9 protein-coding genes are annotated in these 13,956 nt (G+C 60.7%); 2 read left to right on the top strand and 7 right to left on the bottom strand.

All coding sequences use genetic code 11. From position 1 onward, the window contains the following. Nucleotides 1-43: 43 nt before the first annotated feature. The 7 genes from CKW20_RS06220 to leuC form a co-directional block, all read right to left on the bottom strand. The gene (locus CKW20_RS06220) at nt 44-2,689 is read right to left on the bottom strand and encodes a FimV/HubP family polar landmark protein (protein ID WP_095052131.1); all 2,646 of its coding nucleotides are present in this window, start codon (nt 2,687-2,689) and stop codon (nt 44-46) included. 208 nt (nt 2,690-2,897) lie between these two features. Further along, a complete protein-coding gene (locus tag CKW20_RS06215) occupies nt 2,898-3,908 on the bottom strand; it encodes an aspartate-semialdehyde dehydrogenase (protein ID WP_095052130.1) in 1,011 nt (336 codons plus the stop codon). 259 nt (nt 3,909-4,167) lie between these two features. Next, on the bottom strand, nt 4,168-5,280 hold the full coding sequence (gene asd / locus CKW20_RS06210) for an aspartate-semialdehyde dehydrogenase (RefSeq protein ID WP_095052129.1): 1,113 nt from the start codon (nt 5,278-5,280) through the stop codon (nt 4,168-4,170). 67 nt (nt 5,281-5,347) lie between these two features. Next, nucleotides 5,348-6,430: a 3-isopropylmalate dehydrogenase gene (gene leuB / locus CKW20_RS06205; RefSeq protein ID WP_095052128.1), complete on the bottom strand. Its 1,083-nt coding sequence runs from the start codon at nt 6,428-6,430 to the stop codon at nt 5,348-5,350. A 93-nt stretch (nt 6,431-6,523) separates the two neighbouring features. Beyond that, nucleotides 6,524-7,291, bottom strand: a complete 768-nt coding sequence (locus CKW20_RS06200; RefSeq protein WP_095052127.1) for a class I SAM-dependent methyltransferase — start codon at nt 7,289-7,291, stop codon at nt 6,524-6,526. A gap of 155 nt (nt 7,292-7,446) precedes the next feature. Then, nucleotides 7,447-8,091, bottom strand: coding sequence for a 3-isopropylmalate dehydratase small subunit (gene leuD, locus CKW20_RS06195; protein ID WP_007905962.1), 645 nt, complete (start codon nt 8,089-8,091; stop codon nt 7,447-7,449). 11 nt (nt 8,092-8,102) lie between these two features. Continuing rightward, nucleotides 8,103-9,521, bottom strand: coding sequence for a 3-isopropylmalate dehydratase large subunit (leuC, locus tag CKW20_RS06190; RefSeq protein ID WP_095052126.1), 1,419 nt, complete (start codon nt 9,519-9,521; stop codon nt 8,103-8,105). A 158-nt stretch (nt 9,522-9,679) separates the two neighbouring features. On the opposite strand from leuC, the gene CKW20_RS06185 reads away from it, so the two are divergent. Continuing rightward, complete coding sequence (locus CKW20_RS06185; RefSeq protein WP_030132382.1) at nt 9,680-10,570, top strand: LysR family transcriptional regulator; 891 nt, start codon at nt 9,680-9,682, stop codon at nt 10,568-10,570. Nucleotides 10,571-10,654: 84 nt separating this feature from the next. Beyond that, nucleotides 10,655-13,933 (top strand): bifunctional diguanylate cyclase/phosphodiesterase, encoded by a 3,279-nt coding sequence (locus tag CKW20_RS06180; protein WP_095052125.1) that lies wholly within the window; start codon nt 10,655-10,657, stop codon nt 13,931-13,933. Nucleotides 13,934-13,956: the final 23 nt, after the last annotated feature.

The following is a 13,956-nucleotide window of genomic DNA, read 5'->3' as shown; positions in this document are numbered from 1 at the left end:
CAACCTCGATGGGCTGCCGTTTTGTTTATGCCTTACCGATGACTCACGCCAGACGCGACAGCATTTCCTTCGCTTCGCTCTTCTGACCGGCATCACCCTCGGTCACCACCTCATTGAGGATGTCCCGAGCGCCGTCGTTGTCGCCCATGTCGATGTAGGCCTGCGCCAGATCGAGCTTGGTGGCGACTTCGTCGGTGCCAGAGAGGAAGTCGAAGTCCGGCTCATCAGCCGCGGAGGCCAAGGCGTCTTCGGCGGTGAAGCTCGGCTCGCCAAGGCTCTGGGACAGACGATCCAGCTCGGCATTGACGTCGTTGAGTTCGTTTTCGAAGGCGTCAGGCTGATCCGGGGCGGCGTCCATTTCGTCGGCCAGTGACAGGTCGAAATCCGCAGGCAACTCCAGGTCGTCGAGCGTCGGCTCGGTCACGGGTGGTGCTTCGGCGACAGGCAAGTCCTTGAGGTCTTCATCCAGACTCAGCAGGAAGTCGTCTTCGGCCAGCGTTTCCGGGGAGGCATTGCCGCCCAGATCCATGTCCAGATCGAAGACCGACAGATCGTCGAGGTTTTCCTTGATCTCCGTCTGTTGCTGCAACACCGACTCAAAGCTCAGGTCATCGTCCAGCGGGAATTCGTCCAGCTCAGCCAGAGGTTCTGGTTCTGGTTCTGGTTCTGGCTCTGGCTCTGGCTCTGGCTCTGGCTCCGACTCTGGCTCCGCCGCAACAACAGGAGAGATTGGAGTAGCCGCCCCCAGATCGTCCAGGCTCAGATCGAAGGCGCTGTCGAAGTCGGACAATGCCGGTTCCGGGGCTTGCGGTTCGTCCAGTAGCAGCTCCTTGACGTATTGCGCGTCCAGCTCGGCGGCGATGGCGGCGGCAGCCAGACCGCTGGCAGCCACAACCGCCATGGCCGGGAAGCGGCTTTTCAGCTGTTCGACGCGGGCGAAGTTGTCGCCGTTGGCCACCAGCTGACGCTCCTGGACGACGAATGCATCGCGGTCGCCCTGCTGACCGTAGACTTCCATCAGCTTCAAGCGCAGGTCACTGCGCTGTGGCTCTTGCTTGATCGCGCCTTCCAGCAAAGCGGCGGCCTGATTCAGACGACCGCCTGCAATGTGCGACTGCGCCTGAGTCAGTACGTCGTCGGAACGCTCGGCGGCAGGCGATATCAGTGGTGCAGCGATCGGCGGCGTCATCACAACCGGAGCAATCACCGGGGCTGGTGCAGGTGCAGGTGTTGGCGCGGTCGCAAGTTTCACGCTCGGCGGCGGAACCTCCAAACCTTCGAAGCTGCTTTCCGGCAGGTCCTGGTCGACGGAGAACTCTTGCTCCTCCTCCAAGGCACGGGCCATGCGCAGATGCTTCTCAGCCGCTTGCTGAGCTTTGCGGCGACGGGCCAGCAACAGCAGCAAGAGCAGCAGCACCACCGCACCGCCACCCACCAACCCCAACAGGATCGGGTTGGTCAGCAGCTCGTTGAACTTCTGATCATCGGATGCGACAGGCGTCGGCTCGACGGCTTGCGGTGCAGCAGCGTCTGGCGCAGGTGTTGCCGGAGCCACGTCTGCTGGCGTTGCCGCAGGACTGGCCGCCAGCTCAGCCGACATCGCCGGAGCGCTCGTAGCCGGTGCGTCCGCGCCGCCTTCGACCTGCAGCTTGGCCAGCTGATTGTTCTTCAATTCGATCAGGCGCTGCAGCTTGTCTACCTGACTTTGCAGATCGCTCATGCGGCTTTTCAGCTCAGCATTGTCACGACGAGTGGTGTCGAGGCTTTCCTGGGTGACAGCCAGTTTGTTGCTCAACGCTTTCGCATCACCGGCGGGACCTTTGCCACCCTTGCCGGTATCGGCAGAGACCAGGCTCAGTGTGTCGGCGGCGGCTTGCGATGAAGCACCTTCACCGCGAACGCGCTTGGTGGCATCGAGTTGCTGCTGACCGGTTCCAGGTTTCGCCACGTAGCGACGACCCTGACGCCACGCGGTGTTCTGCGCGGCAACCTCAGCGATGGCCTTGGGTTGCGGCAGGTGGGAGCTCTGTACCTGATCAGGCAAACGCAGCACCTGACCGGTTTTCAGTCGGTTGATGTTGCCATCGATAAAGGCATCCGGGTTCAGCGCCTGGATGGCCAGCATGGTCTGCTGGATCGAACCGCCGTTACGCGCCTTCGCGGCGATTTCCCATAGGGTATCGCGCGGCGTGGTGGTGTATTGCGACGATTTGGTCGCGCCAGTGACTGGCGCGGTTACCGCTTGGGCTGGCGCCGGTTGCGTGGCGGCGTCGGCGGTCTGCGGCGAGAATTTGGACGGATCGAGCAGCACGCTGTAATCGCGCAGCAGACGACCGTTGGGCCACATCACCTGAACCAGGAATTTCACCATCGGCTCGGAGAGCGGTTTGCTGGACGTAACGCGCAGGATGCTTTTGCCGCTGGCATTAAGCACTGGGGTGAAAGTCAGGTCATTCAGAAACGCCTGACGATCGACACCGGCTTTGGCGAAATCATCGGGCGAGGCCAGGCTCGGCACCACTTCGGCAGCCGTGAGGTCCTTGACGTCGAGCAACTCGATTTCCGCCACCAAAGGCTGGTTCAGCGTCGACTTCAGGGTCAGTTCCCCAAGCCCGAGGGCATGCGCCATACCGGAGGACAGCGCCGAGGCGGCCGCTATTGCTAACACCAGTTTGCGAACTTGAACCATAACCTCTTCCTTTGTTTGAACATTCCTCGGCCAGCGAGAAGGTGTTGATTGCCGCTGCCGTAAGGCATTGCGCGCGGCGGCGAAGGGTCGTCGCGCGCGATCATTTCATTCATGCAATGGAAAGCCCTGCGGGGTGGCTCACCTTAAGCATTCCGGCCAAGCATGACGCTCGACGGGAATCATTCGATAAATTGTCGCCAAGTATCTTTTACAGCAGGTCTTTTATCAACAATTCAGCCACCTGCACCGCATTGAGCGCGGCGCCTTTGCGTACGTTATCTGACGTCAGCCACACATTAAGTTCCGCCGGGTCGTCGATCCCGCTGCGAACCCGACCAACGTAAACCACATCCTGCCCTACCGCATCGCCTACCGGGGTCGGGTAATCGCCCGCCTCGACCAGTTCGATGCCGGGCGCCGCTTCCAGCGCTGCGTTGACTTTCGCCAGGTCGACTGCGCTCGCTGATTGCAAGGTCACACTAAAGCTATCGCCAAAAAACACCGGGGCTTGAATGCAAGTGACGGAAATCTTTAATAAAGGCAGCGCCATGACCTGACGCAACTCGCGCACCAGACGTTTTTCCAGCAGCGTATGACCCTGAGCATCCGGCGTACCGACTTGCGCCAGCAGGTTGAAAGCCATCTGCCGATCGAAGAATGCTGGCTCCAGCGGACGCACGTTGAGCAGCTCGGCGGTTTGCCGGGCCAGTTCGGAGACGGCTTCGCGACCCTGGGCAGACACCGCCAGACTGGCAGTCAGGCTGATGCGCTGCAGGTCGAGCACATCGAGCAACGGTGCCAGCACCACCGCCAGCGTCGTCGCCGAAGGGCTTGGGCTGCTGACCTGGAAGGGCTTTTTCAGACCGCTCAGGATTTCAGCATTGGCCTCGGGCACCACTTGCGGCGCTTGGTCGGCCGGCAAGGCGCCGGACAGGTCGATCAGCGAGCAACCGGCGGCCGTGGCACGCGGAGCGAAACTGAGGGTCACCGCCGGGCCGGCGGCAAAGAACACCAACTGGACTTTACTGAAGTCGAACTCATCGACTTCCCGCACCCGCACGTTCTTGCCGCGAAACGGCACCGAATGCCCGGCCGACTCACTGCTCGCCAGCAGGTGCAGGTTACCGACCGGAAAGTCCCGCTCTTCGAGAATCTGGACGAGTGTTTCGCCGACAGTACCGGTGGCGCCGATCACGGCAATATCGAAGGACTGGCTCATGGTTCTACCTCTGGCGAAACGGGGGGAGCGGCACTTTACCGGGTGGTTGGCAGTGAGGCAATTCACGCCCCATCCTGATCGTCCTGATCGTTCCCACGCTCCGCGTGGGAATGCATCCCGTGACGCTCCGCGTCACCGCTTCAAGAGCGGACGCAGAGCGTCCATGGCGGCATTCCCACGCAGAGCGTGGGAACGATCGGTGGGCAAAAAAAAACCCGCACCTCTTTCAAGGCACGGGCTCTTTCGTTACATCAATCGATCAACGCTCAAGCAGAATCCGCAGCATGCGACGCAGCGGTTCGGCCGCGCCCCACAGCAGTTGGTCGCCGACGGTGAAGGCACCGACGAACTGCGAACCCATGTTCAGCTTGCGCAGACGGCCGACCGGTACGTTCAGGGTGCCGGTGACTTTCGTCGGGCTCAGCTCCTGCATGCTGATCTCACGGTTGTTCGGCACCAGCTTGACCCAAGGGTTGTGCTGGCTGATCAGCCCTTCGATGTCGGCGATCGGCACGTCTTTGTTCAACTTGATGGTCAGCGCCTGGCTGTGGCAGCGCATGGCGCCGATGCGCACGCAGATGCCGTCGACCGGGATCGGGCTCTTGAAGCGACCGAGGATCTTGTTGGTCTCGGCCTGGGCCTTCCACTCTTCGCGGCTCTGGCCGTTCGGCAGTTCCTTGTCGATCCATGGGATCAGGCTGCCGGCCAGCGGTACGCCGAAGTTTTCGGTCGGGTACGCGTCGCTGCGCATGGCATCGGCAACACGACGGTCGATGTCGAGGATCGCGCTGGCCGGATCGGCCAGTTGATCGGCGACAGCGGCGTGGGTCACACCCATTTGCTTGATCAGTTCACGCATGTGCTGCGCGCCGCCACCGGAGGCCGCCTGATAGGTCATGGCGCTCATCCACTCGACCAGACCGGCTTCAAACAGGCCGCCCAGGCCCATCAGCATCAGGCTGACGGTGCAGTTGCCGCCGATGTAGTTCTTGGTGCCCGCGTCGAGCTGCTGGTCGATGACCTTGCGGTTCACCGGGTCCAGCACGATCACTGCGTCATCCTGCATGCGCAGGCTGGAAGCGGCGTCGATCCAGTAACCCTGCCAACCGGCTTCGCGCAGTTTCGGGAAGACTTCGCTGGTGTAGTCGCCACCCTGGCAGGTCAGAATCACATCGAGGGTTTTCAGCTCTTCAATGCTGTAAGCGTCCTTGAGCGGAGCAATGTCCTTGCCCACGGACGGGCCTTGGCCACCGACATTGGAAGTGGTGAAAAACACCGGCTCGATAAGATCGAAATCCTGCTCTTCCAGCATCCGCTGCATGAGCACGGAACCGACCATACCGCGCCAACCGATCAGACCTACACGTTTCATCGCAACTACACCTTCTTAAAAGTGGGCCGCTGCTTTCATGGTTGAAAGTTGCAGCGGGCCAAAGAGATTACAGATTCCGCAGCGCGGCGACTACTGCATCGCCCATTTCCTGCGTACCAACCTTGGTGCAACCGGCCGACCAGATGTCGCCCGTGCGCAGGCCTTGATCCAATACCAGGCTTACGGCCTGCTCGATGGCATCGGCCGCATCCTGCAGATTGAAGCTGTAACGCAACATCATCGACACCGACAGAATGGTCGCCAACGGGTTGGCAATGCCCTTGCCAGCGATGTCCGGCGCCGAACCGTGGCACGGCTCGTACATGCCTTTGTTGTTGGCATCCAGCGACGCCGACGGCAGCATGCCGATGGAACCGGTGAGCATCGACGCTTCGTCGGAAAGAATGTCGCCGAACAGGTTGTCGGTGACGATTACGTCGAATTGCTTCGGTGCACGCACCAGTTGCATGGCGGCGTTGTCGACGTACATGTGGCTCAGTTCGACGTCCGGGTAGTCCTTGGACACCTGCTCGACGATTTCACGCCACAGTTGGCTGGAGGCCAGCACGTTGGCCTTGTCCACCGAGCACAGCTTCTTGCCGCGCACGCGGGCCATGTCGAAACCGACACGGGCGATACGGCGGATTTCAGTTTCGCTGTACGGCAGGGTGTCGTAGGCCTGGCGCTCGCCGTTTTCCAGTTCACGCACACCGCGTGGCGCGCCGAAGTAGATGCCGCCGGTCAGCTCGCGAACGATCAGAATATCCAGACCAGCGACAATTTCTGCCTTCAGGCTGGAAGCCTCGGCCAGTTGCGGGTACAGGATGGCCGGACGCAGGTTACCGAACAGGCCCAGTTGCGCACGGATTTTCAGCAGACCGCGCTCAGGACGGATGTCACGTTCGATGGTGTCCCATTTCGGACCGCCCACGGCGCCCAGCAATACTGCATCGGCGGCACGGGCACGGGCCAGGGTTTCGTCGGCCAACGGCACGCCGTGCTTGTCGATGGCGGCGCCACCGATCACGTCGTGACTCAGTTCGAAGCCCAGGCTGTACTTATCGTTCGCCAGCTCCAGCACCTTGACCGCTTCGGCCATGATTTCCGGGCCAATACCGTCACCCGGGAGAATCAGAATCTGCTTGCTCATGCTTTCCTCATGTCATCAGTCGGTGCGCCCTTGGGCACGCCCGGAAAAAGTCTATCGCTCGGTGCTTATGTTGCAGAGCTTACCGTTCAGAGCTTATCGCTCAGCCCACAGCACCAGCACATCGGTACTGAACGAACCATCGGCCTCAATCTCGAAATATTCGCGAACTTCATTGCCCATCGATTGCTGCAACTCGCGGATCGCCGCGCGCATCACCTGCGGTGTGCGCATGCGCTCGACCCAGGAGGTGTATTCCAGACGCAGCCGTTGGCGCGTAGTGCTGCGGGTATGCAATCCCGCCTCGCTGACCTGACGCAACCACTCGCCCGCAGAATAATCGCGCACGTGGCTGGTGTCGCGCAGCACTTCGACGCTTTGCAGGTAAGTGTCGAACAACGGGCTGCCCGGTGACAACACATCGATGAACGCCGCCACCCCGCCCGGCTTCAGTACCCGACGAACTTCGCGCAGGGCCAGCCCGAGGTCGCTCCAATGGTGTGCCGAATAACGACTGAAGACGAAATCGAACTCGCCGTCAGCGAATGGCAGGCGTTCGGCAGCACCGAGCACAGTGGACACGTTGCTCAAGCCGCGATCGACGGCCGCAGCGGCCACCACGTCGAGCATCTGTTGAGACAGGTCGTAAGCCACCACTTCCTTGACCAGCGAGGCCACGTGAAAACTCACGTGACCGGCGCCGCAACCGAGGTCGAGCACGCGGGCATCGCCCTGCCCTGCCAGTTCAGCCTGTAGCAGCGCGAACTCAGTGCCTTGAGCGTGTACGGCGCTGCTCAGGTAGGCCGAGGCCTGTTCACCAAATTGCTTTTGTACTACCTGACTGTGGTGGGCGGTGCTGGTCATGGGGACTTCCTTTTTGGGGTTTAGCCTTGTGTTGTCTGGGTGGGCCTCTTCGCGGGCAAGCCTCGCTCCTACAGGGATTTGCGGTGTTCACAAAACCTGTGGGAGCGGGCTTGCCCGCGATGAGGCCGGTCCTATCGTTAAAAATCCCGGATCAATCACGCATCACGAAACAACCACGGCTGGCTCGCGCGGTGTTTGGCTTCAAACGTGGCAATCGCCTCGTGGTCCTGCAAGGTCAGGCCGATATCGTCCAGGCCATTGAGCAGGCAGTGCTTACGGAACGCGTCAATCTCAAAACTCAACACCTTGCCGTCCGGACGGGTCACGGTCTGAGCTTGCAGATCAACTTGCAACTGATAGCCCGGAGTCGCCTCAACCTGCTGGAACAGCTCATCGACTTCAGCGTCGCTCAGGATGATCGGCAGCAAGCCGTTCTTGAAGCTGTTGTTGAAGAAGATGTCGGCATAGCTCGGCGCGATGATGCTGCGGAAACCGTACTCTTCCAGCGCCCACGGCGCGTGTTCGCGACTGGAGCCGCAACCGAAGTTCTCGCGGGCCAGCAACACGCTGGCACCCTGATAACGCTCGGCATTGAGGACGAAGTCTTTGTTCAGCGGGCGCTTGGAGTTGTCCTGATACGGCTGACCGACATCCAGGTAACGCCACTCATCGAACAGGTTCGGACCGAAACCGGTGCGTTTGATCGACTTCAAGAACTGCTTCGGAATGATCTGATCGGTGTCGACGTTGGCACGATCCAAAGGCGCGACAAGACCAGTGTGCTGGGTAAAAGCTTTCATGCTGCGCTCCTTTAAATCAATTCACGGACGTCGACGAAACGACCGTTCACCGCGGCAGCGGCGGCCATGGCCGGGCTCACGAGGTGCGTACGGCCACCGGCGCCCTGACGGCCTTCGAAGTTACGGTTGGAGGTCGACGCACAATGCTCGCCCGACTCCAAACGGTCCGGGTTCATCGCCAGGCACATCGAGCAACCCGGCTCGCGCCATTCGAAACCGGCCTCGAGGAAAATCTTGTCCAGGCCTTCGGATTCGGCCTGAGCCTTCACCAGCCCTGAACCCGGCACCACGATGGCCTGTTTGATGGTCGAAGCCACTTTGCGGCCCTTGGCGATCACGGCGGCGGCGCGCAGGTCTTCGATCCGCGAGTTGGTGCAGGAGCCAATGAATACGCGGTCCAACTGAATGTCGGTGATCGCCTGATTGGCGGTCAAACCCATGTATTTCAAGGCACGGACGATCGAGTCACGCTTGACCAGGTCCATTTCCTTGGCCGGATCGGGAACGTTCTGATCGACAGCCAAGACCATCTCGGGCGAGGTGCCCCAGCTGACTTGCGGCTTGATCTGAGTGGCATCGAGCTCGACGATGGTGTCGAATTTGGCATCCGCGTCGGAAACCAAGTCTTTCCAGGCCTCGACGGCCAAGTCCCATTCCGCGCCTTTCGGGGCGAATGGACGGCCCTTCACGTAAGCCACGGTTTTTTCGTCAGCCGCCACCAGACCTACACGAGCGCCGGCCTCGATGGACATGTTGCAAATGGTCATGCGGCCTTCAACGGACAAATCGCGAATCGCGCTACCGGCGAACTCGATGGCATGGCCGTTACCGCCGGCGGTGCCGATCTTGCCGATTACCGCGAGGACAATGTCCTTGGCGGTCACGCCGAACGGCAATTGGCCTTCGACGGACACCAGCATGTTCTTCATTTTTTTCGCGACCAGGCACTGAGTGGCGAGCACGTGCTCGACCTCGGAAGTGCCGATACCGTGAGCCAGGGCACCGAACGCGCCGTGGGTCGAAGTATGGGAGTCGCCGCAAACCACGGTCATGCCCGGCAAGGTTGCGCCCTGCTCCGGGCCGATGACGTGGACGATGCCTTGGCGGACGTCATTCATCTTGAATTCGACGATGCCGTATTCGTCACAGTTATCGTCGAGGGTCTGAACCTGCAAACGCGAGACCTGGTCGACAATCGCTTCGATGCCGCCCTTGCGCTCCGGGGTGGTCGGTACGTTGTGGTCCGGGGTCGCGATGTTGGCATCGATGCGCCAAGGCTTGCGCCCGGCCAGACGCAGGCCTTCGAAGGCTTGCGGCGAGGTCACTTCGTGGATGATGTGACGATCGATGTAGATCAGCGCCGAGCCATCGTCTCGCTGCTTGACCAAATGCGAATCCCAGAGCTTGTCGTAGAGCGTTTTGCCGGCCATCGGACGGTTCCTCATCAGCTTGTTTCTATGCCCCGGGCTTTGAACATTTCAATAACCCTTTGGCTTGTGAGGTCGATCCTAGGGGGTTACATTAAATAACTCAAATTCATATTTTTTATGCTTTGCATAACCAACTGGAATGCCACTGAGACATCATCATGGACCTCGCCAACCTCAACGCTTTTATCGCGATTGCCGAGACCGGAAGCTTCTCCGGCGCTGGCGAACGGCTGCACCTGACACAACCCGCCATCAGCAAACGCATCGCCGGCCTGGAGCAGCAATTGAAGGTGCGGCTGTTCGATCGACTGGGCCGGGAAGTCAGCTTGACCGAAGCCGGTCGCGCCCTGCTGCCACGGGCCTATCAGATCCTCAATGTGCTGGATGACACCCGTCGCGCCCTGACCAATCTCACCGGCGAAGTCACCGGTCGTCTGACATTGGCCACCAGTCATCACATTGGCCTGCACCGTTTGCCGCCCTTATTAAGAGAGTTCACTCGACGCTACCCACAAGTGGCGCTGGATATTCAGTTCCTCGATTCGGAAGTGGCCTACGAAGAAATCCTCCATGGCCGCGCCGAACTGGCGGTAATCACTCTTGCACCGGAACCTCACGTACTGGTCAAAGCCACGCCCGTGTGGGACGACCCGCTGGATTTCGTGGTCGCCCCGGAGCATTCGCTGATCGCTAACGGCCCCGTCAGCCTGGCGGATATTGCCCTGCACCCCGCGGTTTTCCCCGGTGGCAACACCTTTACCCACCACATCGTGCAGCGCCTGTTCGAGGCCCAAGGCCTGACGCCGAACATCGCCATGAGCACGAACTATCTGGAAACCATAAAGATGATGGTCTCGATCGGCCTGGCCTGGAGCGTTTTGCCGCGCACCATGCTGGACGATCAAGTAGCGCGCATACCTTTGCCGGGCATACAGCTCACTCGCCAGCTAGGCTATATCCTGCACACCGAACGGACGCTGTCGAATGCGGCACGGGCCTTTATGGCCCTGCTGGATGCACAAATCGATCAGCCAGGGACTCGCGGCTAAGCTGTGCTTCTTCTTTTTGTGCTACGCCTATAGAGCCCCAAAACCCTGTGCCTAACGCCCAATTCAGCCCAAGGCCTGTTATCCATGCCCAAATCTGTTGAACGTATGCCGCCGATGCCGCGTATTCAGGCACTTGACCCCAAACGGTCCGAGCAGAGCTGGGAAAACGCCCCGCAGTTGCTGGCGGCCCTCAATGGTGCGCGGCTGGGCGCCTGGTATTGGGACATCGAGCGCGGGCAAATCAGTTGGTCACGGGGCACTCAGGCGTTGTTCGGCTTCGATCCCCGGCAACCGTTGCCGGAAGACCTGGAATACCTCGACCTGCTGCCTCAGGAGGATCGGGCGAAAACCATTCGCGCCTTCCATGCGGTGATCGCCGGCGCCCCGCTGGAACAGGCGATGCACCACCGCATCCGCTGGCCGGACGGCAGCCTGCACTGGCTGGAAATCAACGGCAGCCTGCTGCCAGACAAAAACGGCCGGCCGCGAATGATTGGGGTCATTCGTGAAATCACCCATCAGCGCCAGCGCGAACAGGCGCTGAGCAACTCGGAAAAACGCTTCGCCACGCTGTTTCACCTGTGCCCGAACATGGTGCTGCTGACCCGTCAGGAGGACGGGCTGATCAGCGAAGCCAACCAGTATTTCGAAAGCCTGTTCGGCTGGCCGGTGCAGGACGCTATCGGTCGAACCACGCTGGAGCTGGGCCTTTGGGTCAACCCGGAGCAACGAACGCAGCTGGTCAAGGCTACTAAGTCCAAAGGCGAGCTGATCAACATGGAGGTGCAGTTTCGCGCCAGCAACGGACAGGTTCACGACGGCATCCTCAGCGCGAAAAAGGTCGAACTCGAAGGCCAGCCTTATCTGCTGAGCACGTTCCTCGATACTACCGAACGCAAAATCGCCGAGCATGCCCTCAAAGACAGCCAGGAGCGCCTCGACCTGGCCCTGGATTCGGCGCAACTCGGCACCTGGGATTGGCACATTCCCAGCGGCATGCTTTACGGCTCGGCGCGGGCCGCCCAGTTACATGGGCTGGACCCCAAACCCTTTCATGAATCCTTCGATGCGTTTTTCGAAGGCGTACCCGACGAAGAACGCGACACCATGCGCGACGCCTACCGCAGTTTGCGCGAAGGCCCGGCCGGCAATTATCAACTGACGTACCGCGTGCAGTTGGCGGACGGCAGTTCGCGCTACCTGGAAAGCCGCGCCAGACTCTACCGTGATGACCACGGCAACCCGCTGCGCATGGCCGGCACACTGCTGGATATCACTGATCAGGTGGAACGCGAACAGCAACTGGTGGCGTCGGAAGAGAAATTCGCCACCTTGTTCCAGGTCAGCCCGGACCCGATCTGCGTCACGCGCCAGGACACCGGCCACTTCATTGAGATCAACTCCAGTTTCACTCAGACATTCGGCTGGAATACCCTCGACGTGATCGGCCGTAGCGCCGATGAAATCGGCCTGTGGGACGCTTCGGCGAAAAGCCTGCAAAGGATCGAGCGGGTCATCCGCGAACAGGGCCTGAACAATGTGGCGATCATCGTTCAGCACAAGAACGGGCAGTCTCTGACCTGCGTGATCTCCAGCCGCCAGATCAGCGTCGGCGACCAGCCGTGCATCGTCACCACCCTGCGCGACATCACCCAGCAGCAACGCTCGGAAGCGGCGCTCAAGGCCAGCGAGGAGAAGTTCGCCAAGGCCTTCCACTCAAGCCCCGACGCCATCACCATTACCGAGCGTGACACCGGACGCTACCTGGAGGTTAACGACGGCTTCTGTCGCCTGACTGGCTACCGCGCCGATGAAGTGGTCGGCCGCACGGTGTATCAAGTGGGCATCTGGGCCGATGAGAAACAACGCTCGGCGTTGCTGGCAGAGCTACAGATCAAGGGCCGGGTTCACCATCAGGAAATGCTCGGGCGCAACAAACGCGGCGAGCTGCTGACCGTCGAAGTCTCGGTGGAGCCGATCAACCTCAACGAAACCGCCTGCCTGCTGCTGACCGCCCGGGACGTCAGCCTGCTGAAAAACGCCGAAGCGCAGATCCGTCACCTGGCCTACCACGACCCGCTGACCAACCTGCCCAACCGCGCCCTGTTGATGGATCGTCTGAGCCAGCAGATCGCCCTGCTCAAGCGCCACAACCTGCGCGGCGCGCTGATGTTCCTCGATCTCGACCACTTCAAGCACATCAACGACTCCCTCGGCCACCCGGTGGGCGATACGGTGCTGAAGATCATCACCGCGCGCCTTGAAGCCAGCGTGCGCATGGAAGACACCGTCGCGCGCCTGGGCGGTGACGAGTTCGTGGTACTGCTCAGCGGTCTGGAAGGTTCGCGCAGTGACGTCAGCGCTCAGGTCCGGGAGTTGGCGGACACCCTGCGCGAACTGCTGTCCGAACCGATGTTCCTCGACGGACAGCGTCTGCAAGTGACGCCGAGCATCGGCATCGCGCTGATTCCCGACCACGGCTCAACCCCGACCGACCTGCTCAAACGCGCCGATATCGCCCTCTACCGCGCCAAAGACTCGGGCCGCAACACCACGCAGATGTATCACAACACCATGCAGAAGGCCGCCAGCGAACGCCTGCGCATGGAAACCGACCTGCGTCTGGCGCTTTCCCGGGGTGAGTTCAGCGTGCAATACCAACCCCAGGTGGATGCTCGAAACAACCGCATAACCGGTGCCGAAGCCTTGGTGCGTTGGCACCATCCGCAGCTGGGCGCGCAATCGCCCACCGAGTTCATCAAGGTACTGGAAGACAGCGGGCTGATTCTGGAAGTCGGTACGTGGATCCTCGACGAAGCCTGTGCGGCCTTCAAACACCTGATCGCCAAGGGCCTGATCGATCCGCTCGATTTCAGCCTGTGCGTGAACATCAGCCCCCGGCAATTCCGTCAGAACGATTTCGTAGAACGCATCGAACGCAGCCTCGGCAGCCACGGCCTGCCCTGCTCATTGCTGAAACTGGAAATTACCGAAGGCATCGTCATCCAGAACCTGGACGACACCATCAGCAAAATGCGGCGCCTGAAAAAACTCGGTGTGAGCTTTGCCATGGACGATTTCGGTACCGGCTATTCCTCGCTGACCTACCTCAAGCGCCTGCCGGTAGACACCCTGAAAATCGACCAGTCATTCATCCGCGACGCGACCACCGACCCCAACGATGCCGAAATCATTCGCGCCATCGTCGCCATGGCCCGCAGTCTGGAGTTGGAAGTCATCGCCGAAGGGGTGGAAACCCTGGAGCAGCTGGAGTTTTTGCAGGGGCTGGGCTGCCATTTGTATCAGGGGTATTTGCACAGCCGGCCGTTGCTGGTGGAGGAATTTCAGAAACTGCTCAAGTGACGGTAACAAAAAAGGGCGCCAGT

The organism is Pseudomonas sp. Irchel s3b2, from assembly GCF_900187445.1.
GTDB lineage: Bacteria > Pseudomonadota > Gammaproteobacteria > Pseudomonadales > Pseudomonadaceae > Aquipseudomonas.
This window is presented reverse-complemented; position numbering and strand designations above follow the sequence as displayed.